This is a genomic window from Myxococcales bacterium (assembly GCA_016703425.1).
Taxonomy (GTDB): Bacteria; Myxococcota_A; Polyangia; order Polyangiales; family Polyangiaceae; genus JADJCA01.
In genome coordinates this window covers 963,845-985,572 of record JADJCA010000001.1, presented here as the reverse complement: position 1 = coordinate 985,572, position 21,728 = coordinate 963,845, and the positions used below count along the sequence as shown (strand labels likewise).

Below are 21,728 nucleotides of genomic sequence, written 5' to 3'. Positions count from 1 at the left end.
CCGCTTTGCACGACGAGCGCCCGAGCCCGAGCCCGAGCCCAGAGGCGGTGCCGCGCGAGGCCCTCGCGTCGCTCCACGAGGCGGCCTACGGTTGGGCCCTCGCGTGCGCCGGGCGACGCTCGAGCGACGCGACGGACATCCTGCAAAACACCTACGAGCGCATCCTTTCGGGCCGCGCGCGCTTCGAAGGACGTTCGACGCTCAAGACCTGGCTCTTCGGCATCATTCGTCTCGTCGCGCGCGAACACGCGAGGCGCCGCGTCGTGCAATGGCTCTTTCCCGAGCGCGCGGCACAGTCCGCCGTGCCTCCTTCCGCCGCGTCGCCCGAGTCGGCCGCTGCGGCCGCCGAGCAGCGACGTCGCATCGTGGCGGCCCTCGCCGAGTTGTCGCCGCGGCAACGAGAGGTGGTTCACCTGGTCTTCTATGAGGATCTGACGCTCGAGGAAGCCGCGCTCGTGATGGGCGTCTCCGTCGGGTCGGCGCGTGTTCACTACGATCGAGGAAAGAGGGAGATGGCGATCTTGCTTGAGAGACGAGGGTTCGAACGATGAGTCAGGACGACGACCGCTCCGCCCCGGACGCTCGCGTGCGTCGCGCGATGCATGCCCTGCGCGACGGCGATCGCCAACAAGCGCCGCCCTTCGACGCGATGTGGCGTGACGCGGCCGCGCCGCGCGCGAAACGACGCGCGACCTTTTCGCTCGCGTCGGCAGCCGCGGGCGTCGCCGCCGCCGCAGCCATCACAATGCACTTCGCGACGCGGCCATCCATGCACCAGGCGGCCGCGCCCCCGGCGTTGAGCGTCGCGCCAACGACGCGCGCGCTCGCGCGCGTGCTCATTCCCACCGAGCTCGCGCTCGAGTTTCTGCTCGAGCCGCCGCGCTCGTCCGTGGCTCTCTCGTTCGATGACGATCCGCCCCGAGGAGGCTTCCGATGACACGTTTCGCTTCGCGGCTGCCCGCCGCCGCAGGCCGGCCTGGTGCAGTCCTCCGCCACCTTCGACTCGTCGGTCTCGCGGCTCTGCTCTTTGGGTGCGCGAGGGCCGGTGCCCCGCCGTTGCCCGGCGACTCGGTCTCCCAGGACGGCGCCGTAGCCGTCGCGCCGCCGCGCGCGCCGAGCATCGCTCCCGCCACGGAAAAGGCGGCGAGTCGCGACGCGCGCGATGTGCCACCGCGAGGCGCCATTGAGAGCCGGCTCTTTCCGGCGGAGGTCGTCATGGAGCACCAAGTCGCGCTCGGCCTCGACGACAAGCAACGCGCGCTCATCATGGGCGAGGTCGAGCGAGCGCAGTCGCAAATGAACAAGGTGCGCTGGGACCTCGAGCGACAGCGAGAGGCACTCGCCAAGCTGCTCGACGCCGAGCCCGTCGATGAGACCGCGGCGCTGGCCGTCGCGAAGCGCCTCACCGATCACGAAGCGTCCATCAAGGCGGCGAACCTCGCGATGCTCCTTCGGGTAAAGAACGCGCTCACGGCGCCGCAGAAAGCCAAGCTCGCGACGCTGCGCTGAGCAAGGTCGCGAGCGTCCGCTCCGCTCAGCGGCTGCAGAGCGAGGGCGCGACGGCCGTCTTTGAGCCCATTTCGTTGGGCTTGCAGCCGCGATTGTGGCGAATGTAGAGCTGCCCGTCGCCCCACTTGGAGGGCAAAAGCGCTCGTCGCGACGAGCGTGGCGATGACGGGCAGATCGCGATCCACGGTCTCGCGGCTCGCCTTGTCGAGCGCCTCCGCCGTTCCGACGCGCACCTTGTAGAGCACCACCGGGTTCTCGGGCGACGCGTCTTTGGTGACCGCGGCGAGCCCCACGCGCAAGTCGACGCTCGGGTTCTGATCGAGGAACGTTTGAAAGGCCGCCGTGAGCTCGGCCGGCGGCTCGAACACCACGTCCTTCGGCGACACGGGGGACGCTTCGACGGTGCCGTCGACGGCGCGTTGGCCCACGTGGTCGATGGGCAGGTGGTTGGCCGGGTCATGCGTCTTCGAGAAGATCTTGTTGACGATGGCCGCGGCGCCGCTCGCGTCGCCCATGATGATCTCGTTCGAGAACCCGTGGCGGAAGTAGTTCTTGTCGTCGGTCTTGCCGTCGGCCATCTTTTGGCCCGACAGCTCGTGCAGCGCGTGGAGGTCTACGGAGGGCCCACCGGATGTGAAGAGCTTAAGGCCCAGGCCGGGGACGAACCCCATCACGTTCTCAGGGCCGCCGGTCGAGAGGCGAGCGATCCCAGGCACGCGGGCGCCGGCTCGGAGAACGCCCGTGAACGACGACGTCTCGGCCACGCGCAGCTCGACGCGCGCCACGGAGCCGAAGGGGTGGAGAAGCTTCTTGCGGAGTCGCGGCAGTTCATCGCCGCTGGTGTCGAATGCCGCCGACAACATGCCGCTGGCCCCGAGCGCCGCCATGAAGCCCTGGTAGGTCGCCCGCGCCAGCGTTCCGCCGAGCGTCGCTTCGCGGAGCTCATCGGAGCCCGAGCCGACGGCGCAGGCGCGAAGGGCGGAGACGAGCGCGTCGCCGGACACCGCCCCAGCGAGGTGGCACCGGAGCTCGCCCGGTGCCGACGCCATGCCCCATGCGGTCTGCGCCTTTTCGTTCGCGGGTCGCGACGCGAAGTTGGCTGGCAACGTGGGGCCTCGCGACACTTCACCGAGGACGGAACTCATGAGTGCGTCGTCGCGAAGTGCGCCCTCGTCCTCCACCGTTTCGTCAGGCGCGGCGCCGGCAGAGCAGCCGACGATCGGGTACGCCGCGAGGGCCGCGAGGAGCAGGGGAGCGAGGGCTTTGCGGGACATGGCGGAGGTCCTTTCGAGCGGTCTCCAGCGACCGCGAACGAGGCTCCGCAAGGTGTGTGCCGGTGGGATGCTTGACGCGCCGAGAGCTATCGCAGCGTAAATTCAGCGTGGCCGCCCTGTGACCGCAGCGGTCATGGATCCCGCCGTGCCGCGCGTCGCCGTCCGGCGTCAGCGCGCGGCCGATCCACGTTGTGTTGAAGCAGCCGGTCCAAAGCGCTCCGACGAAGGCGGCCGCTCAGTTCCGCATCGCCTCGATGGGGCTCACGCGAGCCGCGCGGATCGCCGGCATGAACCCACCGATGATGCCCATGAGGCCGCCCACGAAGATCGCCGTCCCGAGGATTTTTGGCGTCGGCTCGAAGCTGAAGACGATCTCCGACCAACTCGAGAAGTTCATCAGCGAGGGCCTCACGAAGGCCATGCCCAGCGATGCCGTGGCGCCTGCGATGCCGCCCAAGAGCGCGAGGAACGTGCTCTCGAGGAGGAACGACGCGAGGATCGTGCCCCTCGAGAAGCCGAGCGCGCGGAGGGTGCCGATCTCCCGCTGCCGGTGCGCGACCGACGCGTGCATGGTGATGGTCGCGCCGATCATCGCGCCGATGGAAATGAAGAGCGTAATCATCACTGCGAGCGCCGTGATGAAGTTGCGCGTTCCCTCCGACTGCTTCTCAAGGAAATCCGTCTCGCGTGTGACGACGAGGCCGAGCTGACGGTTCGACTCGATGCTGGCCTTGAAGGTGTCGAAGGCGCTCGCCGACTCGAGGCGCACGCGCAGCGACGACACGCTCCCCTCCCGACCAAAGGCCGTCCGCACGAGGTGCAGATCGCACCAGACCTCAGACTCGTGCGAGGACCCCTCGTCGGAGAACACGCCCACGACCTTTACGGGACGGTTCTTCTTCAGCTCGAAGGTCTGGCCGATGTCGAGTCCACGAAAGCGACCTCGAATGGCCTTGCCGATGATGACCTCGTCGCTGCCGGGCTGCGCCGCGCGTCCGTCGACGATTTTTACCGTCGGGCGAAAGCGCAGAACCCCGTCGGGGACGCCGCGCACCTGTGCGTTGGAGAGGCCGCCGTCGGTGCCAAGTTTCTCGAGCAAGATAACGGCGACGACTTCGTTGACGAAGAGCGGGAGACCTTCCGCGGTCTTCTTGATCTCCTTCGAGGCCGTCACAATGGACGCGCTCGCGTCTTCGATGCCGCTCGACAGCTCGGCATCGGAGCCTTTCCGAAGGACGATCGCGACGTCGGGGCTGGCGGAGCGCCCGAGCGTCTTTTGGATGCCGCGGTTGAGCATCATGGATGCCGACAGGACGAAGACCACCAGGGCGAGGCCCAGCGCGGCGGCCGCCGTGGTGCTCTTGCGCACCGCGAGGTTGCGGAGGTTGTAGCTGACGGGAATCATGCGACCCTCCGCAGCGCTTCCGTAACGGGAAGCTTGGCGGCCCGCGCTGCCGGTAGCAGCGACGCGCCGATGCCGAGGGCGACGGAGAGACCGAGCGCCAGCGCGACGGTCATGGGCTCGATGCGGAAGTACGGGAAGAAGCCCCCCATGTTCTCCTCGAGCCAGCGTCCCATGCCTTGCTGCACGATGGGGTACGCCAAGAGCACGCCGACGACGCCCGAGAGGACGCCAAAGAAGGCCGCCTCACCGATGATGAACGTGCGCACGTGCCCGGGCGTGAAGCCGATGGCGCGCAGCACGGCAAACTCGCGCGTTCGCTCGCGCACGCCCATGGCGATGGTGTTGCCTAGGATCATCATCATGATGGCCAGGATGATGACCGAGACGATGTCGAGAGCCGTCAAGATCGCGGAGAACATCCCGAGGAACGAGAGGTTCATGGCGCGCTCGCTCATGGTCGTCGTTTGCGTGTCACGCTGGTCGAAGACGCTGTCGATCGCCTGCGAGATGCTCGCACCCTTACCCGGGTCGTCGACGCGACTCACGACCCAGCCGATCTCGTCGCGCCGCCGTTCCGGGAGGGAGTCGTTCAGGTAGTTCCAGTGGAAGAGAAACTGCGAGTCGTCGAAGGACTTTCGCGTGGCGGTGTAGATGCCGGAGACATTGAAGGTCCAGTCGCCGGGATAGATGCTCCCTTCGAGCGTGACCTTGTCGCCGACCTTGAGGCCCATCTTCTTGGCGAGGTTGGCGCCAATGATCGCGCCCTGGCGATCTTCGTACCAGCGCTGCTTGTCGGCGTCGGCGACAACGACCTCGTCGTAGACCTCGAGAAAGGTCTTCGGGTCGACGGCCATGTTGGCGAAGAAGTCGTCGGGGCGCTTGGGATCGCGCGCGCCGAACCAGTTCATCCACGTCGCCTTCTTGACGCCGGGCGTCTCGCGGATCGTGTCGATGTAGCGCTTCGGTAGCTGCATGACGAACGTCACCTTGTGGCGCGTCGCGATCCGGTCCTTCGCCGCGTATTCGGCGGCGACGGTCCACGCGGACAGGATCGTGCGCAACATGATGAAGGCGAGGATGGCGACGGCGGCCCCGAGGACCGTCAAGAACGTACGGCCGCGATTGCGCAGGACGTTGCGCGCGCTGATGAGGAAGAGCTTCATGGCCCTAGACCAACGTGCCCTTGTCGAGCTTCCGGAGGACCGTGGCGCGATCGGCGGCCGCCGGGTCGTGCGTGACCATGAGGATCGTCTTTTTGAACTCTTGGTTCAGCCGTCCCAAGAGATCGAGGATTTCGTCGGCGGCCTTGCGGTCGAGATCGCCCGTGGGCTCGTCGGCGACAATGATGGTCGGGTCGTTCACGATGGCCCGAGCCACGGCCACGCGCTGCTCCTGACCGCCGGAGAGCTGCCGCGGGTAGTGCGACATCCGCTCCTCGAGGCCGACGACGCGGAGCGCGGTCTGCGAGCGCTTCTTGCGCTCCGCCGCCGGCAGCGACGTGAGCAGCAGCGGCAGCTCGACGTTCTCAAGAGCCGTGAGCACGGGGATGAGGTTGTACGCCTGGAAGATGAATCCGATGTGGCGCGCGCGGAACTTCGCGAGCTCGCCGTCGGTCATCTTCGAGAGCTCCTGTCCGGCGACCCGAGCCGAGCCGCCCGTCGGCTTGTCCAGGCCAGCGATGAGGTTCAGGAGCGTCGACTTGCCGGAGCCGGAGGGGCCCATGAGCGCTTCGAAAGAGCCCTCGGGGACCTCGAGGTCGAGGCCATTTAGCACCACCAGCTGCTCGGAGCCGCGTTTGAACTCCTTGCGCACGCCGCGAAGCTCGATGATCGCCGGTGACGCGCCTTTTTCGGGGCGGTAGGGCGTGCCCTTGGGCTCTTCCGTCGCTTGAGTGGCTTCCGTCACGTGCCGTCCTCCTTGATTCGCTGACCGTCGATGAGCGTGGCCCCGGGCTTTTGGACCACACGGGTGCCCGGCGCTGGGCCGTCGAGCAGCTCGACGTTCGGACCCATGGGTGCGCCGACCTTGATAGGCAAGAGCCGCAGCTTGCCGCTCTCGACGACGAAGAGCGCTTTGCCGCCGCCCCGGTCGGCGATGGCGTCGGCGCTGACGACCCGTTTGGGGGCCTCTTTCAGCGCCGCCGCGTCGATCTCCTTTTGGAGGAGGCTCACCCGCGCGCTCATCTCCGGCAGGACGCCCTCGAGCGTGTCTTTGAACTTCACCTTCACGAGGGCGGTGGCTTTCGCGCGGTTGATGCGCTTTCCCAGCTCGACGACCTCGCCGCGGTAGCGCTTGGCCGGGTACGCGTCGAGCACGATCTCGCCGGGCGCTCCCAGCTTGACGAGGTGAAGGCGAGCCTCCGGGACGTCGGTCTCGACGAGCAGGCTCGTCATGTCGACGATCTCGGCGACCGGCGTGACGCCGCCCTGCGAGAAGCTCGCGCCGACGGTCTCGCCCACGGTGATGGGTTTGCCGATGACAGTGCCGCCGATGGGCGCGGTGACCGTGCGATCCTTGAGCCCGACGCGGAGCGCCTCTACCTCTGCTTGCGCCGCCGCCACCTCGGCTTCAGCGGCGCGAACGACCTCGGCGAGCGCGACGCGCCGCGCCTCGAGGTCCTCGAACGTGGCGCGCCCGACGGCGCCGCTCTCGACGAGCGCCTTCTGGCGAGTGGCTTGCTGCGCAACCTCAGCCACGTTGGCCTTGGCGGTGAGCACCCGCGCGCGTGCCGCCGCGACGCGCGCGTTGGCTGTCGCGATGATGCTCTTTTGGTCTTCTTCGTCGAGCACAGCGACGACGTCACCGGCCTTGACGATGTCGCCCTCTTTGACGGCGACGGACTTCACGCGTCCCGGAACCTTCACGCCGATCTTCGACGTGGTCTGCGGCACGACGTACCCCGACGACGTGACAGTGATCTCGGCTTGCGCCGGAGAGACCAGGAGGACCTCCGTCGTGGCGATGCTGGGCTTGAAGACGCGATCCTTCGTCGCTTCGACGCCGAAGTAGGCGGCGGCGCCAAGGGCGGCGAGTCCGAGGACGACGACGATGGCTTTGCGCGAGCCGCTCGAGCCCGAGGCGGAGGCGGCGGCGGGCGCGTCGCGTTCGATGCGAAGAGAGGCGAGATCGCGGCTCAGGGGATCGCTCACGCGGGCCTCATACCACGGTGCCGATGGGTGTTCCACGGCGGGAGCGAACCACACCGCTTCAGTCCAAGAATCAAGGACCTGCGCGGTTCCATTGAGCCCCGCGTCGCGCCTTGCCTCGGCGGCCGCCGCTGACCGTATTTCTATCGGAGCGGAAGGCAGACGTCCGCGAGTTGCTCGTCAGAACGCCTGGTCGAAGGAGAGGTACAAGCCGAACGGCGGGCGGCGCTGCAAGAGGCCGCTCGAATCCACGTAAGTGTTGGAACAACGCGAGAGCGGCCAACCGGCGTCAACGGCGAACAGTCCCGGCTGCACCCCGCCCCAATCGACCAGCGCGCGGAGGCCGCCACCAACCTCGCCGAAGAAGCGATCAAAGAGCGCGTCGCTGCGCGACGAGAGGAGTCCCCCCGCGGCGAAGGGCACGAGTTGAAGCCCCTTGAAGCGCGCGAGGTGGGCGGCGTTCCAGTACAGGCCCGAGATCAGGCCGAGGCGGTATTCGAGAATTGCGTAGGCGGTGCTGCAGCCAATGAGCTCGTCGGCCGCGTAGGCGCGGAGGACGCGCCGCTGGCTCAGCGCTTGGAGCTGCTGCGCCAACGCGGGGCACACGGTCGCTCCGGCGCCAACGGCGCCCGCGAGCACGTGTTTTGGATGGAGCGCGTGCACCGCTTCGCCGCGGACGGCCAAGGTCGCGCTCGGGTGAACGCTCGCGTCGGTCGGCGCGTCGCGAGCGCCGGAGCGATCCTATCGGACCGCGCCGCCAAAGATGGACGCGCCGACGCCCCAGCCGCGCTGCGGGCTTACGCCATCGAGACGCATGTCCCAGACCACGCTCGCGCCGACGTCGACCTCCGTGACGGCCGCGCTGCTCCCGCCGAACCCGTTGTCGGAGCGCAAGGCGGAGACGCCCACGACGACGGCGCCGAGGGTGGCGTTGAGGTCACGCATCGGGCCAATGCCGCGGGCGTACCGCAGCCGTCCAGCGACGCCGCGGGCCGCCGCCGCGGCCGTCACGCCGAACCACTGGCGCACGTCGTAGCGGCGCTTGAGGACGAAGTCGATGGCCGCGTCGGGGCGCTTCTCGGTCACGGAGAGCGAGACCGCGAAGGTGCTCAAGATGGGCGGTCGCCAGGAGTGGCGCAGCTCGTCGTCGAAGCGCGGGTGGTCGCGCGCCAGCTCGGGGGCTTGAATGAGTCGACCGTCGGGGTCGACGGTCGCGTCTTCGAGCGGCGCTTGCGAGGACCAATCGACGACGCCTTCGCTGCCCGGGCCATCCCAAACGAGGCGAGCCTTAGCGCCAGCCGCGTCTTTGAGCTCGACGACGACGGGCTCGGCCACGCTCGTGTCGCCGAGCCGCTCGACGCGCACCCTATGTCGAAGGAGCGAACCGGACGGTTCGCTCGTGACCGACGCGATGCGGTACGCGAGTCGCGGCGTCGGGCCGAGCCAAGTGCGAAAGAACACGTCAAGGCTCTCCGTGTGAACCTTGGCCACCGAGGCCTTGAGCGGCGTGCCGCGGAGCAGGTGTTCGGAGAGAGCTCCACCGAGGCGAGGGCCCACGCGGTCGCGAAGCTTCTCGAGGATCAAGTGGCCGAAGGGGCGGCTATTGGCGGCGCGGTCGGCGCCGTCGCGATCGGGGTCGCGCTCCTCGATGTCATGAAAGTAGGCGCTCTTGAAGGCGACCTTGGGCGCGTAGAGCAACTGATCCACGGCCGGGTGAAAGCTCGCGAAGCCGAGCAGATCCTCGGCCCGGTCGCGGCCGCCTTCTTCGAGGCCTACGAGGAGGTCGACGAGCAACATGGCGTCGAGGTCGCTCACCCAGTGGCGGTCCGCGAGCGGTTCCGACCTCTCGACGCGGTCGGCGACGAGCGCGGCGAAGATGCGGCGCAAGATCGCGAGCTCGTGAAATCGCTGAACACGCGACAGCGGCAAGAGACGAAAGGCACGGTCCGAGGTCACGACCATGCCCGGAAGCTCTGCCGCGAGTCGCTCCCGTTCGGGCCCTTCGACCAAGACGAGTCGAGACGCCATCGTACGCGTTGGATCGGCCGCGCTCGCCGAACCGGTAAAGCCGAGGCGCCTCAGCAGCCCGACGGCGCGGCGAACAAGCGAGAGCAAGGAGCCCGTGGTGTCGACCTCCCAAACGTCGCGGAGCTCGAGCCCGTCGGCCGTCCGCTCCGGCTCGGCGCGGCTGGGGGGGCTCGTGGTGACGAGCGTGACGCGCACGCCGGCGAAGACTTCCTCGTGCACGTGCGCGCCGTCGAGAATCGTCACCGGCGCGTGCGAGACGCCCGGTTGGTCGATTAAGAGCGCGCCGTTCGACGCGACGCCCACCGCCGACGCGATGAGCCCGCGGTTCGTCCTGAAGTCGACCACGTGGCGCCCGCGGAGCGGCGTCCCCGCCGTCCGGTCGAGGACCAGCGGATAAAACGGATCGGCGAGCATGGTGGCGCCGCTCGTGTGACCGAGGGTGCCATAGCGCTGGGGCAGGGCGAGGTCGGCCTCGAACTCCACGGTGTACGGGCGCGTGGCGGTCTTGCAGACGGGCACCAGCACGATTCGCCCGCGCACGGAGGAGATCGGCTCGTCGGTCGGCGTGATCGCGTCGCAGCCGGCGAGGTGAAGGCGAACGTGCCGGTAGCCGCCGCGCGAGACGCCGTAAGGAAACAGGCGCTCGTAGCTGGCGTCGGTCAACGAAGGCGGAGCCTTCTGGAGTCGATCTCCGTAGAGCCAGATAGGGATTGCGTCTCTCTCGTCGCGCCCGACGTGGTCCATGACGATGACGCCCCGCGAGCGCACCACGCGCTGCTCGTGGTCGAGCGCGGCGCCGACGCGGTAGGTGAGCGAGACCGCCGCATCCTCTGCGGCGGCGAGTTTGGGGCAGGCGAGCACGATGGCGAGCAACGCGGCGGCGAGCGCAAGGACCGTGCGAACGAAGCACCGTTATGGCACAAGGAGCGGCGTGGACAAGGTTCCCCTCTGGGCCGTCGTTCTGGTGATCGCCGCCGCATCACCCACTCTTGTGCGCGCCTTCGCGAGGGAGCTGGAGCGCCGCGTTCGCGTTCGCACGGAGGCCATCATCGCACGTGCCAAGAAAGACGCGGGCCTTGGCTAGGCTTCGGCGGCCCGTGCGGCTGGAGGCGGCAGCAGGAAATCGGCTCCCGGGGCTCGTCAACGACCAAATTGACGTCTCGGCTCCTTGTCCCACCTTTTCGCGCTCCGAAGTAGCGCCTACCCCTTCGTTGTCCGTAAGGTGAAGGAGGCGGTCCGGCTGTCCGGGCCAGAAGGAAACCCATGGCACGTCTCTTCGGTCTCATCGGCAATCGCGCGGATCTCGCCAGTCGAGTTCTCGCGCACGAAGCGCCGGCGCTCCGCGTAAAGGCGCGAGGACCTATGGGCTGGGGCATCGGCTTCTATCAAGGGGGCGAAGTCCTCATGCGGCGTCGCCCCATCGACGAGCGTGAGATCATCGATGTCGCGCAGAACGCCGGCGATCTGCGGACTGACGTGGCCCTCGGCCACGTGCGCAACGCGACGGTCGGCGCGCTGAGCACCGAGAACACGCACCCGTTCCGCTACCGCCAATGGCTCTTCGCGCAGACCGGCACGGTGCCGTCGTTCGACGTGCTCCGGGAGCGGCTCTTGCTCAACGTCCCGGACTTTCTGCGGGGAGACATTCGCGGCGAGACCGACGCGGAGATCGTGTTTCACGTGGTGCTCTCCTTCTTGCACGACGCCGGCAGGCTCGCCGATTCGTCCGTCGACCCGCGCGCCGTGTGCAGCGCCCTAAGGTCGACGAAGGCCATGCTCGACGCGATGATGTCAGAGGTCGGTGGCGGAGACGTCGCGCTCAACATCTTGATGACGAACGGCGAACACATGGTGGCGATGCATGCGGGCGCGCCGATGGCCACGTTGGAGATCGCCGGCAAGGGCGACGCCGACATGCTCATCGGCGACGACATCGGCCTCCGCCGCCGCGCGCCCGAGCTCGCGAGCATGCATTTCGTCCTCATCGCGAGCGACTTCGACGGCGGTGCGCCCGAAGGTGCTCGCTTCCGTGCGTTGCCGCCTCGGTCCCTCGTCACGCTCGCCCGCGACACCTCGCCGGTTCACGAACCGCTGTGATCGCCGCGCGAGCGCTCGCCACGTTTTGCGCGCTCGGGTTGGGGTGTGGTGCCACGCCGCCGCCCGTCGTTGCGGACAAGGCGCCACTTGCTCGCGTTCCCGATGGCGTCGTCCTCGAGACGCCCACGGCGCCGCCGCCGGTCATGCCCGTGGCGCTGTCGGGGACCTTGGTTGCGCTCGCCGAGCCAGCGCCCGACGAAGCGGTGCGGGACTTCGTCTTTGGCTTCTTCGACGCGTTTCGGCGCCGTGATCGCGGCGCCCTTGCAGCGCTCGTCGCGGAAGGCGCCGTGCGCCTTGAGGCCGGCGCCGCCTACGGGAACCGCGACGCCCTCATCGATAGCCTCGCGAGTCGCTACCGCAGCGTCGACGCGACGAAGCTCTCGCCGGCCGACATCGCGACCTTGGACCACATCGAGCGCTTCACCAGAGCGGAGCTGGAGGCCCTCGGAAAGAAGCGCCTCGACGCCATGCGCGACGTCGATCTCTTCGTGCGCGTCACGATGCCTCCCTTGCGCGCCGGCGGCGAGAAGGTCTTCGACGACACGGTCGTCTTCGTCGTGCGCGTCGAGGCCGGCAGACTAAAGCTCGTGACGCTGCTGGAAGGCCCCGCGGCGCGCTAGTGTGGTGAATCAGAGATTCACCACGCCGAACAAGGACAGGAACCGAGTACACTTGTGACTTTGACTGACGAATTCGCGCGCCTCGCTCGACGAGGGGCGCGACATTCGGCGAGCGAACTTGACCAGGACACTAGCGATACTTGTCGAGGGTGATGCCGAAACGCTTGAGCCATCGGTGGATCTGCATGCGCTCCTTGCCGAGCTCTCTCCCCACGGCGGCGACGTTTCCCTGGTGACGCTCCAGGAGGTTGCGCAGCTCGACCTCCGTGGGCGGCGCGCTCGGTCGTGCGCCTGCTTGGTCGGCGCCGGGGTGAGCCACCGACGGCGGCGGTTGCGAGGCGTCGGGGCCCGCAGGAGGGATGCTCCCGGCGCTGCCGCTCGGACGCTTCCGATCGCCGTAGGCCTTCATCTGCGCGGTGATCGCCTCTGGCAGATGGGTCACGTCGAGGACGACGCCACCGCCGAGGGCGATGCCACGCTTGATGCAGCTCTCGAGCTCGCGCACGTTGAAGGGCCAGGCGTAGTGCAACATGGCCACCATCGCCGAGAAGGAGACCGCGAGGCCTGGGTGTCCGTAGCGCCCCGCGAAGCTCTTCGCGAGCAGGTAGATGTCCTCCTTGCGGCTCCTCAGCGGCGGCAACGTCACCGCGTGATCGTTGAGCCGCGCGAAGAGGTCGCCGCGAAAGCGCTCCGATTGAACGAAGGCGTAGAGGTCGCGGTGGGTCGCGCAGACGACGCGGATGTCGACGCGCTCCGCCGTCGTGCCGCCCAAGGGAAATACCTCTCGCGACTGGAGGACGCGGAGGAGCTTCGCTTGCGCGTCGAGCGGCATGTCGCCGATCTCGTCCAAGAACAGCGTGCCCCCGTCGGCCAACTTTATGAGGCCGGGCTTGTCGCGGTCGGCTCCCGAGAAGGCGCCGCGGCGGTATCCGAAGAGCTCGCTCTCAAGGAGGTTCTGCGGGATCGCGGCGCAGTTGATCGCTTGGAAGCCGCCGCGGCGACCCGACGCGCGATGAAGGCCGCGCGCCACGACCTCCTTCCCCGTGCCGGTCTCGCCGAGGATCATGCACGATAGCTCCGTCGGGGCGATGCGCTCGATGTCGGCGGCGAGCCCGTCGATCTGCGCTCCGCCGACTAGCTCCGTCAAGAGCTTCGCGCGGCGCTCGCCGAAGACGGTGCCGTCAATGCGGTAGCCCGTGAAGCGTTCGGCGCCCGTGTCGACGAACTTGAAGATCGCATCGCCGACGCGAATCTCATCGAGGTGTGAGAGCGCCCGCTCCGTCACGAAGGCGCCGGCGATCATCGTCCCGTTGCGGCTCGACAGGTCCGTCAGCGTCCAGCCTTCGGCCGTTTGCGAGATGCGCGCGTGCTGGCGGCTCGCGGCTTGGTCGGGAATGAAGATGTGGTTGGCCGCGTCACGGCCCATGATCGCTTCGGGCCGGTCGAGCAGGTACGCCGAGCGGTACTGCTCGTAGTTCGGCGCGTAGAGCAGCACGAGACCGGGGTAGGTCTCGGGGCCTCGCGTCCGCTCGCGCGCGCCCTCATCCTCGTAAGCCGAGGCCACGCCGGTGCGCAACTTGCCGGTCGCGCTGGTCACCATGATCGGAAATGTAACGGGAATTGGCCGGTGGCGGAACCACGGAAGCGGGCCTCGCGGGCGATGGCTCGCGAGCTTCGATTGGACGGAGCAACGCGCTACCGGGCTGTCGCGAGGCCGTAGCGCGCGCCGTCCACGCCGACGCGGGCGCAGACCGCCAGGAGCGCGCCCTCGGCGGCGGCCTTGAGGGCGGCCTCGTCGGCGTTGTTCTCGACGACGAAGTCTGCGACGGCCACCTTGGCTTCGAGCGGCATCTGCGAGGCGAGGCGTCGCTTTACGGCCTCCGTGTCCTCGCCGTCGCGGGCCATGGCGCGCGCGAGCTGGAGCTCGGGGCGCGCCGCCACCACCACCAGCGGGCGAAACGCGTCGGCCATGCCGGTCTCCACGAGGAGCGCCGCCTCGTAGCAGGCGAGCGGCTCGCCGCTGTCGGCATGGGCCTTGAGCAACTCGGCGCTGCGGGCGCGGATTTTGGGGTGCATGATGGCGTCGAGCTTCGCCTTGGCCTCGGCGTCGCCGAAGACGCGGCGCGCGAGCACCACCCGGTCGAGGTCGCCGTCGGAGCGGAGCACGTCAGCCCCGAACGCGGCCGCGAGCTCTGCCAGCGCGGGCAGACCCTTCTTGACGACCTCGCGCGCAACGAGGTCGGCATCGACGACGGGGACGCCCATCGATCGATAGAGGGCGCCGACGGTGCTCTTGCCGGAGGCGAGACCGCCGGTGAGTCCGAAGACGTGCACAGAGACTCAGCCGCCCTGCGCCGCGTCTTTCGCGCCCGCGTCGCCGGGATCGGTGCAGGGGTCCGGCGGCGCCGGCTCGGTGGGCGCGACCTTCGTCGGGTTCGCAACCTCGACGGCCTCGAAGCCGAGACCAATGGAGATGCCGTTGCAGTCCTTGCTCGGGTCCTGCGTGCCGTCCGTCAGGATGTCGGAGTAGCCGCGGATCGTGTCGGTGATGGCCGAGGCCTTGTCGGCGGAGCAAAGCTTCGGGTCGAGACGAGCCAACGACGGCGCGAGCGCAGCGATGAGCTCGTTGGTGTTGAGTATGCCCGCGATGACGCCGCCCGACGCCACGTTGGGCGCCGAGTGCTCAAAGGTGACCTGCGCCTTGGTGATGTTGAGCCCGAGGGCGCGGCCGCCGACGTTGAGCGTGAGCGAGATGACCGAGTCGCTGCCGCTCACCCAGGTGCCGCCGGCGATGTAGGCGTCGCCGAACTTCACGCGCGACGACTTGGGGTCTTTGGCGTCGGCGAGGAGGTCGCCCTGAACGGGCCAATCGAGGGCCTTGTCGCCGAAGTTCGGCTTGGTCTGCCCCGACGGATCGAAGATACCGCCAGCGTTCATGAAGCCTTTGAGGCCCGTTGCCGTTTGCTTCGGGTCGTCCGAGAGGCCGGTCACCGACAAGAGCAGGGTGAAGGAGCCGTTGACGAGCTGCGTCTGCACATCGGTCGCCGCCGACGGGCTGAGGCCGATGATCGTCTGCATGAGGTTTCGACCGAAGGAGTTGTCGATGCCTTGGTCGCCGTCTTCACGGGCGACGTTCTCTCCGCCGGCCGGCGGTTTGCACACGTCCGTGGACGCCTGCGTCGACGTCTTGCCATCGAGGTCGTAGCCAAACTTCTTCCACGCTGTGCTCGTCGGCGCGCCGGTGCGCGGGGCGTCACCCAAGAAGAGCTGCTTGACGGCGAAGGTTCGCGTCGACGTCTCGGTGGTGGCGGGCGCGGCGGGGCGCGCCGGCGCCTTCTTCACGGTCGCCGTCGATGGGGTCGTTTCCGAGGAGGAGCAGGCCGGCAGCGAGGTGGCGGCAAGGGCGCCCAGCGTGAGCGAGCAAGTGACAAGCGAAAGGATGTGGCGGTGCTTCATCGATGTCCTCCCAGAAAGCGCCGCGAACCTTACGAGCGCTCATGTCGAACGGCAAGCGCGGGCGCGCGCAGAGAGGCCTATTTGCGGGTGAAACCGGTCGCCTCATGCGCGCCCTGGGGTAGGATCCGAGCGTGCTCGTCCGCCGTGTCTTCGCACTGACGGCCTTGCCGTGGGTGGCTGCTTGCCAGCTCTTGCTCGCGGAGGTGACCGACCGCCCCGAAGCCAACGCGACGACCGATGCGAGCAACGCAAGCGGCGACGTTGCATTCTTCCCCGAAGCCGGGCGACCGTGTGCGCTCGATGCGGTCGCCGTGGACCTCGCCCTCGAGGGCACCCCGCGCTTGCTCATCACCGACGACGAGGGCGCCTACTTCGTTGAGGAGCTTTCCAGCGGGGCCACGAAACTCTCCTCGTGGACGGCCTCCGCGGGTGGCCCCCTCGTGCGCCGCTCGATTGAGACGCTCTCCGGCGAAGCCATCCGGCTTGTCTGGCCCGACCCCGAAGAACGCACCATCTGGTACGTCGCATCCGGCCCGTCCGACGTGGTCTTTCGGAAGGTGGGCAAGGCCCTCTCAACGCTCGACAATCCGCCCTTCGTGAACCGAGCAGCCCCGGCCGCCGAACGGTACGGGCCGGGCGTCGCGAAGCTGGCCGTCGTGGCTTTCCCGGGCCCGGGGCCGGGCGTCGAGGTTGGCTTCGCCGTCCCCCGAGCTGACTACGGGCTTGACGTGCTCTTCAAGGACTCGGCCCTCGGAGCGAGTTCCGCGCTCGGCCTGATCACGGACGGGGTCTCCGTCTACATGGCGGCGTCGAGCCGACGCATTCTCAAGTTCGGGCGGGGGAACGTCGCGACGCTCTTCGAGGCGACGGACGGGGCGCGGCGCCGGTCGGCCCATCGCGGTGCGTGGGGCGACGTCTATTGGCTCAATGAGACCGATATTCGAGCGGTCTCGGCCAATGGTGGGGCGAGTCGCTCGGTGGCGCCGAGAGCGGAACTCTTCACGGTCGACGACGTTTGCCTCTACTTCGGCAACTCCGCCGCGCCGGCGCTTAGCGCCGTGCCCCTCGATGGCGGCGCCGCGGTGGTCCTTGGAGGCCCGGTCCGGTCCATGAGCTCTCGGCTAGCGCGCGAGGCATCTTCTGACGACGACGAAGGTCCCGCCGAGCATTCACGCCATTCTTCGCGCTTCAAAGTAGAGGTTCGTCGCGTGCTCTCGTGCGCCCTACGGAAGTCGGGAGGGTGACCTCGAGTCGTGTTACGAGATGTCAGCCATGGCGGACGACGCGTCCACAGCACCGGTTTCAAGCGGGCCCGAGTTCGTGCACCTGCACGTGCACACGCAGTACTCGATGCTCGACGGCGCCGTGAAGGTCAAAGACCTCGTCAAGCGCGTCGCCAAGGGCGGCATGAAGGCCGTGGCCGTCACCGATCACGCCAACATGTTCGGCGCCATCACGTTCTACAAGGCGGCGAAGGACGCGAGCGTGCAGCCGATCCTCGGCGCCGAGGTCGACGTCTTCGATCGAGGGCACAGTCGTCACCTGCCGCTGCTCGCGGCGAGCCCCGACGGCTACAAGAACCTCGTTCATCTCGTCTCCAAGGGTCACATCGCGCCGGCGGAGGGTAGCCCGCCCGGCTCGCTGGCCATCACGCTCGAAGACTTGGAGGCCCACAAGGGAGGCCTCGTCGCCATGACCGGCTGCCTCGGCGGTCTCGTGCCGATGCGCATCTTGGAAGAGGGCGAGGGCAAGGGCGCCGAGATGCTCGGGCGCTTGAAGGAGATCCTCGAGCCGGGTTCGCTCTACGTAGAGCTTCAAGACCACGGCCTCGTCGAGCAGCCCGTCGTCAACGGCCTCCTCGCCGACTTGGCCAAGCGCTTTGATCTTCCGCTCGTCGCCACCAACGACGTCCACTTCCCGGCGCGTGAGGACTCGGAGGCGAACCTCTACCTCTCCTGCATCAAGAATGGGCGCTCGTACGCCGAAGCCAAGGAGCGGCACCACGGCTCCAGCGAGATGTACCTGAAGTCGCCGGCCGAGATGACGCAGCTCTTCTCCGCGTGGCCCGAGGCCCTCAAGAACACGCTCGCCATCGCCGAGAAGTGCAAGGTGAAGCTCAAGCTCGGTGAGCCCATGCTCCCGAACTTCAAGGTCCCCGAGGGCTACGACACGGAGGGCTACTTCCGTCACGTGGCGCGGGAGGGCCTCGAGCGCCGCTTCAAGGAAGGCGAGGCGCAGGGGAAGAAGTTCGATCGCGACGCTTACAAGAAGCGCCTCGAGATGGAGCTCGACGTCATCGCGAAGATGAAGTTCCCGGGCTACTTCCTCATCGTCTGGGACTTCATTCGTCATGCGAAGGAGGTCGGCGTTCCCGTAGGGCCGGGCCGTGGCTCCGGCGCCGGATCCATCGTGGCCTACTCGATGCGGATCACCGATCTCGATCCCATCCCGTACAACCTCCTCTTCGAGCGCTTCTTGAACCCCGAGCGCGTGTCGATGCCGGACTTCGACGTCGACTTCTGCATGGACCGGCGCGATCAGGTCATCGCGTACGTGCAGCAAAAATACGGCGAAGAGAGCGTCGGTCAGATCGCCACCTTCGCCGAGCTCAAGGCCAAGAGCGTCATCAAAGACGTGGCCCGCTGCATGGGCATCACGCCCATCGACGCGCAGGCCGTCGCCAACCTGATCCCGCGCAAGACGCCCGCCGAGACGTACACCATCGGCGAGAGCCTCGACATCGAGCCGAAGCTCAAGGCTCGCTACGAGACCGAGCCGCAGATCAAGGAGCTCCTCGACCAGTCACGGAAGCTCGAAGGGCTCACACGCCACGCTGGTAAACACGCCGCCGGCATCGTCATCAGCGAAGGCCCTCTGTGGGAGCACGTGCCGGTCTTCCGCGACGAGAAGAGCGGCGCGTACGTCACGCAGTACTACAAGGACGACGTCGAGCAGGCGGGCCTCGTCAAGTTCGACTTCTTGGGGCTAAAGACCCTCACGGTCATCGACATCGCCCAAAAGCTCATCGACGAGCGACCCGACCACAAAGGCGTCGCGCCCTTCGACTTGGCGGCGCTGCCGCTCGATGACAAGCCCACGTACCAACTGCTCGGGTCGGGTGAAACGAAGGGCGTCTTCCAGCTCGAGTCGAGCGGCATGCAGCAGCTCTTCAAGGATCTGCGCGCCGACAGCTTCGAAGACATCGTCGCCGCCGTGGCGCTCTACCGGCCTGGGCCTCTCGGCACCGGCATGGTCGCCGACTTCGTCAACCGCAAGCACGGCCGCGCCAAGGTCGAGACGATGCACGCGCTCGTCGACCATCTGCTCGTGCCGACCTACGGCGTCATCGTCTACCAAGAGCAGGTCATGCAGATCGCCCAGGCGCTCGCGGGCTATTCGCTCGGCGGCGCCGATCTCCTCCGCCGCGCCATGGGCAAGAAGAAGCCCGAGGAGATGGCCAAGCAGAAGAGCCTCTTCGTCGACGGCGCCAAGGCCAAGGGCGTCTCCGACGCCGACGCGGAGAACATCTTCGGCCTCCTCGAGTATTTCGCTGGCTACGGCTTCAACAAGAGCCACTCGGCGGCCTACGCGCTCATCACGTACCAGACGGCGTACCTGAAGGCGCATTACCCGGCGGAGCTCTTGTGCGCCATCATGACGAGCGACAAGGACCGCATCGAGAAGGTGGTCCGCACCATCGCCGACGCGCGCGCCATGAACGTCACGGTGCTGCCGCCGGACATCAACGAGAGCGACACCGACTTCAAGGTCGTCTACACGAACCCCGCCGGTGACAAGCGGCTCCGCTCGAAGGATCGCGTTCGCGACAAGTTCGGTCCGCAGATTCGCTTCGGCCTGGGCGCCGTGCGCGGCGTCGGCGGCGGCGCCCTCGAGGCGGTCTTCGAAGCGCGGAGCGCGGGCGGCGCGTTCAAGGATCTCTTCGACTTCGCCGAGCGCGTCGACGCCAAGCGCATCAACAAGGGCGTGCTTGAAGCCCTGGTGCAGTGCGGCGCCTTCGACACGATGCTCGCACCGGAAGGGATCTCTCGGGCGCGGGCCTTCGCGAGCATCGACGTGGCGCTCGAGCGCTCACGCTCGGCGAGTCGTGATCGTGACGTGGGCCAGACGTCGCTGTTTGGGCTCTTCTCAGCGGCGCCAGCGGCCGGCAAGGGGGCACCAGCGGCCGCGTCGAGCGGCTACGCGCAGGCCGAGCCTTGGGACCAGAAGGAGCTTCTGGTTCGCGAGCGCCAGTCGCTGGGCTTCTACGTCTCGGGGCACCCGCTCGACAGGTACTTGAGAGGCGCGGGCTCGTTCGCGCGCTTCGAGCTCGCCGCGTCGTCGGATTGCGCCACCATGAAGGACTGGGCCGTGGTGAAGCTCGCCGGCATGGTCGAGGGCTACCGCGAGAAGATCTTGCGCGACAACGGCGGCAAGATCGCGTTCTTCGAGCTCGAAGACCTCACGGGCCGCGTGAACGTGAAGGTGAGGGGACGGGAGATCGAAAACTTCGCCCACGTGCTGACGAGCGGCGAGCCCGTCGTGGTGCAAGGCAAGGTCAGCTTTCCACGCCGCGACGAAGACGCTCCCGAGGGCGACGATGACGTGAACCGCGAGCCCACCATCTTCTTGAACGACGTGAAGCTCCTCTCAGCGATGGTGCGTGAGGACACGAAGGCCCTCGCCATTCGCATTCATGAGAAGAACGGGGCCAAGCCCGAGCACCTCAAGGCCATGCGCGATCTCTTCGTGCAGCGCGCCGGCGACACGCGCGTCGACGTGACGCTCGTCTTGAGCGACGGCTCGGAAGCGACGCTCGCGCTTTCGCGCGACTATCGCGTGGAGGTGGGCGATCCGCTCTTGTCGGGGCTCGAGCGGCTCTTTGGCAGCGGTGCGGCGGAGCTAAGGTGACGGCGATGGCACCGGACCAGCGCTCGCCGTCAGCCCGTCACTGCGTGTAGGCCGCCATCCCGTGGTGCGCGCGGGGCGGCGGAGGAGTGCTTACGAGCTTGTTCGTGACGTTGTCCCACCGGCTGCCGTTCCAGGTCCAGGTCTCGCTGTTGTGCATGCTCTTGTCGCGGCCTCCAAAAAGGATGACCGTGCCGTTCAGCGTGGCCATCGCGTGCCCGTAACGGGGCGTAGGCGCCGCCTGACCTTGAGCCTTGCGCACCCACGTGCTCGGCGAGACGCGGCCGTCCCACTCCCACGTGTCTCCGAGCGGTCCCGATTCATCGAGGCCCCCGAACATGATGACCTTGCAACCGAGCGTCGCCATGGCGTGATAGGCGCGTCGGCTAGGGTGGTCGGTGGCCGTCGTGAAGTGAGCGTGCTTGAGCCAAGTGAGCCCATCCCACACCACTGTGTCCTCGACGAATCCACTGTCCTGGAGTCGGCCACCGTAGAGCAACGTGCCGGCCTCCGGGAGCGTCGCCATGGCGTGGGCGTGGCGTGGCCCAGGGCCCGTGTTTTTTGCCTCGTTCCATGTGAGGTCGCCGCCGTCTGTCGGCGCCGACAGCCATGTATCGCCGAAGGCGGTTCCGTCGGTCCCGCCGAAGAGAACGAGCTCGTCGCCGAAGGGGGCCATGGCGGCCTCGGCGCGATGCGACGGCCGCTGCGCAGGGCTGGAAGCGACCCAGGTCCTCGGCCCAGCGAAGAACCGCTGCGTGTCGTCGTGCGGCTGCTCGTCCAGGTGAGTTCCCCCGAAGGAGACCGCCTGCGCTCCGCGCGTGGCCATCGCGTGACGGGTCACCTGGTTTGGCCCTTGCTGCTGAGAAGCCCAGGTGGTGCCGTCGAACGTCCAGACGTCGTCGAGCGGCTGCACGTCGCCAAGGCGCCCGCCGTAGAGGACGATCATCGAGCCCCCCGTGAAGGGGCTCGTGCATGGCAAGGGCGACGTCTGGCTGTCGCCAGCGGCTGCACCGTCGGCCACGCTGCTGTCAGCGACGGCAGTGCTGCTTCCGTCTCCCGGGGGTGCCCCTTCCGCCGTCGTGGCGTCGGTTGGCTCGCTGGGCGGAGGCGCCGTGAAGTCGTCGAAGCCGATGAGGGTGCCGCAGGCGGTCAGCGCGGCAAGCGTGGCCAGCGCAAGGAGCTCGCGGAGGCGGCGGCGCATTGAGGGCATCGCCGAACAGCATAGCGCAGCGCGCCCGGCGGATACCGAGCGTGGGAGCTCTCGAGCGGCACCGTGCTCCGCCAGCGC

The 21,728-nt window shown here is 67.9% G+C and carries 19 protein-coding genes; 8 read left to right on the top strand and 11 right to left on the bottom strand.

Annotated features, from left to right (window positions below):
- The first annotated feature begins 47 nt into the window (after window positions 1-47).
- Genes IPG50_04275 through IPG50_04265 form a run of 3 tightly spaced genes read left to right on the top strand, consistent with a single transcriptional unit; the run spans window position 48 to window position 1,509 of the window.
- Window positions 48-551, top strand: coding sequence for an RNA polymerase sigma factor (locus IPG50_04275; GenBank protein ID MBK6691405.1), 504 nt, complete (start codon window positions 48-50; stop codon window positions 549-551).
- A complete protein-coding gene (locus IPG50_04270) occupies window positions 548-937 on the top strand; it encodes a hypothetical protein (GenBank protein MBK6691404.1) in 390 nt (129 codons plus the stop codon). The genes IPG50_04275 and IPG50_04270 overlap by 4 nt, the downstream gene beginning before the upstream one ends.
- Window positions 934-1,509: a periplasmic heavy metal sensor gene (locus tag IPG50_04265; GenBank protein MBK6691403.1), complete on the top strand. Its 576-nt coding sequence runs from the start codon at window positions 934-936 to the stop codon at window positions 1,507-1,509. Before IPG50_04270 ends, IPG50_04265 begins: the two co-directional genes overlap by 4 nt.
- Here the strand turns inward: IPG50_04265 and IPG50_04260 are convergent.
- The 7 genes from IPG50_04260 to IPG50_04230 all read right to left on the bottom strand — a co-directional run bounded on the left by IPG50_04260 (window position 1,410) and on the right by IPG50_04230 (window position 10,235).
- Window positions 1,410-2,783, bottom strand: coding sequence for a hypothetical protein (locus IPG50_04260; GenBank protein ID MBK6691402.1), 1,374 nt, complete (start codon window positions 2,781-2,783; stop codon window positions 1,410-1,412). The genes IPG50_04265 and IPG50_04260 overlap by 100 nt on opposite strands.
- Window positions 2,784-3,018: 235 nt before the next feature.
- Window positions 3,019-4,188: an ABC transporter permease gene (locus tag IPG50_04255; protein ID MBK6691401.1), complete on the bottom strand. Its 1,170-nt coding sequence runs from the start codon at window positions 4,186-4,188 to the stop codon at window positions 3,019-3,021.
- The gene (locus IPG50_04250; GenBank protein MBK6691400.1) at window positions 4,185-5,351 is read right to left on the bottom strand and encodes an FtsX-like permease family protein; all 1,167 of its coding nucleotides are present in this window, start codon (window positions 5,349-5,351) and stop codon (window positions 4,185-4,187) included. The genes IPG50_04255 and IPG50_04250 overlap by 4 nt, the downstream gene beginning before the upstream one ends.
- A gap of 4 nt (window positions 5,352-5,355) precedes the next feature.
- Window positions 5,356-6,018: an ABC transporter ATP-binding protein gene (locus IPG50_04245; protein MBK6691399.1), complete on the bottom strand. Its 663-nt coding sequence runs from the start codon at window positions 6,016-6,018 to the stop codon at window positions 5,356-5,358.
- A 71-nt stretch (window positions 6,019-6,089) separates the two neighbouring features.
- The gene (locus IPG50_04240) at window positions 6,090-7,337 is read right to left on the bottom strand and encodes an efflux RND transporter periplasmic adaptor subunit (protein MBK6691398.1); all 1,248 of its coding nucleotides are present in this window, start codon (window positions 7,335-7,337) and stop codon (window positions 6,090-6,092) included.
- A gap of 177 nt (window positions 7,338-7,514) precedes the next feature.
- Entirely contained in the window at window positions 7,515-8,018 is a 504-nt protein-coding gene (locus tag IPG50_04235; GenBank protein ID MBK6691397.1) for a hypothetical protein, read from the bottom strand.
- 57 nt (window positions 8,019-8,075) lie between these two features.
- The gene (locus tag IPG50_04230; protein ID MBK6691396.1) at window positions 8,076-10,235 is read right to left on the bottom strand and encodes a hypothetical protein; all 2,160 of its coding nucleotides are present in this window, start codon (window positions 10,233-10,235) and stop codon (window positions 8,076-8,078) included.
- A 58-nt stretch (window positions 10,236-10,293) separates the two neighbouring features.
- On the opposite strand from IPG50_04230, the gene IPG50_04225 reads away from it, so the two are divergent.
- The 3 genes from IPG50_04225 (at window position 10,294) to IPG50_04215 (ending at window position 12,079) form a co-directional block, all read left to right on the top strand.
- On the top strand, window positions 10,294-10,446 hold the full coding sequence (locus tag IPG50_04225) for a hypothetical protein (protein ID MBK6691395.1): 153 nt from the start codon (window positions 10,294-10,296) through the stop codon (window positions 10,444-10,446).
- Between the two features lie 179 nt (window positions 10,447-10,625).
- A complete protein-coding gene (locus IPG50_04220; protein MBK6691394.1) occupies window positions 10,626-11,459 on the top strand; it encodes a class II glutamine amidotransferase in 834 nt (277 codons plus the stop codon).
- On the top strand, window positions 11,456-12,079 hold the full coding sequence (locus IPG50_04215; GenBank protein ID MBK6691393.1) for a hypothetical protein: 624 nt from the start codon (window positions 11,456-11,458) through the stop codon (window positions 12,077-12,079). The genes IPG50_04220 and IPG50_04215 overlap by 4 nt, the downstream gene beginning before the upstream one ends.
- A 130-nt stretch (window positions 12,080-12,209) precedes the next feature.
- On the opposite strand, the gene IPG50_04210 is transcribed toward IPG50_04215, so the two are convergent.
- The 3 genes from IPG50_04210 to IPG50_04200 form a co-directional block, all read right to left on the bottom strand.
- Window positions 12,210-13,679, bottom strand: a complete 1,470-nt coding sequence (locus IPG50_04210; protein MBK6691392.1) for a sigma 54-interacting transcriptional regulator — start codon at window positions 13,677-13,679, stop codon at window positions 12,210-12,212.
- Between the two features lie 95 nt (window positions 13,680-13,774).
- Window positions 13,775-14,413, bottom strand: coding sequence for a dephospho-CoA kinase (locus IPG50_04205; GenBank protein ID MBK6691391.1), 639 nt, complete (start codon window positions 14,411-14,413; stop codon window positions 13,775-13,777).
- Between the two features lie 6 nt (window positions 14,414-14,419).
- A complete protein-coding gene (locus IPG50_04200) occupies window positions 14,420-15,535 on the bottom strand; it encodes a hypothetical protein (protein ID MBK6691390.1) in 1,116 nt (371 codons plus the stop codon).
- A gap of 131 nt (window positions 15,536-15,666) precedes the next feature.
- Here IPG50_04200 and IPG50_04195 point away from each other — a divergent pair, with 131 nt between their 5' ends.
- Both IPG50_04195 and dnaE read left to right on the top strand, forming a co-directional pair.
- Complete coding sequence (locus IPG50_04195) at window positions 15,667-16,779, top strand: hypothetical protein (protein ID MBK6691389.1); 1,113 nt, start codon at window positions 15,667-15,669, stop codon at window positions 16,777-16,779.
- Between the two features lie 28 nt (window positions 16,780-16,807).
- Window positions 16,808-20,443 (top strand): DNA polymerase III subunit alpha, encoded by a 3,636-nt coding sequence (gene dnaE / locus IPG50_04190; GenBank protein MBK6691388.1) that lies wholly within the window; start codon window positions 16,808-16,810, stop codon window positions 20,441-20,443.
- A 37-nt stretch (window positions 20,444-20,480) separates the two neighbouring features.
- Here dnaE and IPG50_04185 read toward each other — a convergent pair whose 3' ends face one another.
- Window positions 20,481-21,650 carry a hypothetical protein gene (locus IPG50_04185; protein MBK6691387.1) on the bottom strand — a complete coding sequence of 390 codons (1,170 nt, stop codon included), beginning with the start codon at window positions 21,648-21,650 and terminating at the stop codon, window positions 20,481-20,483.
- Between the last annotated feature and the right edge of the window lie 78 nt (window positions 21,651-21,728).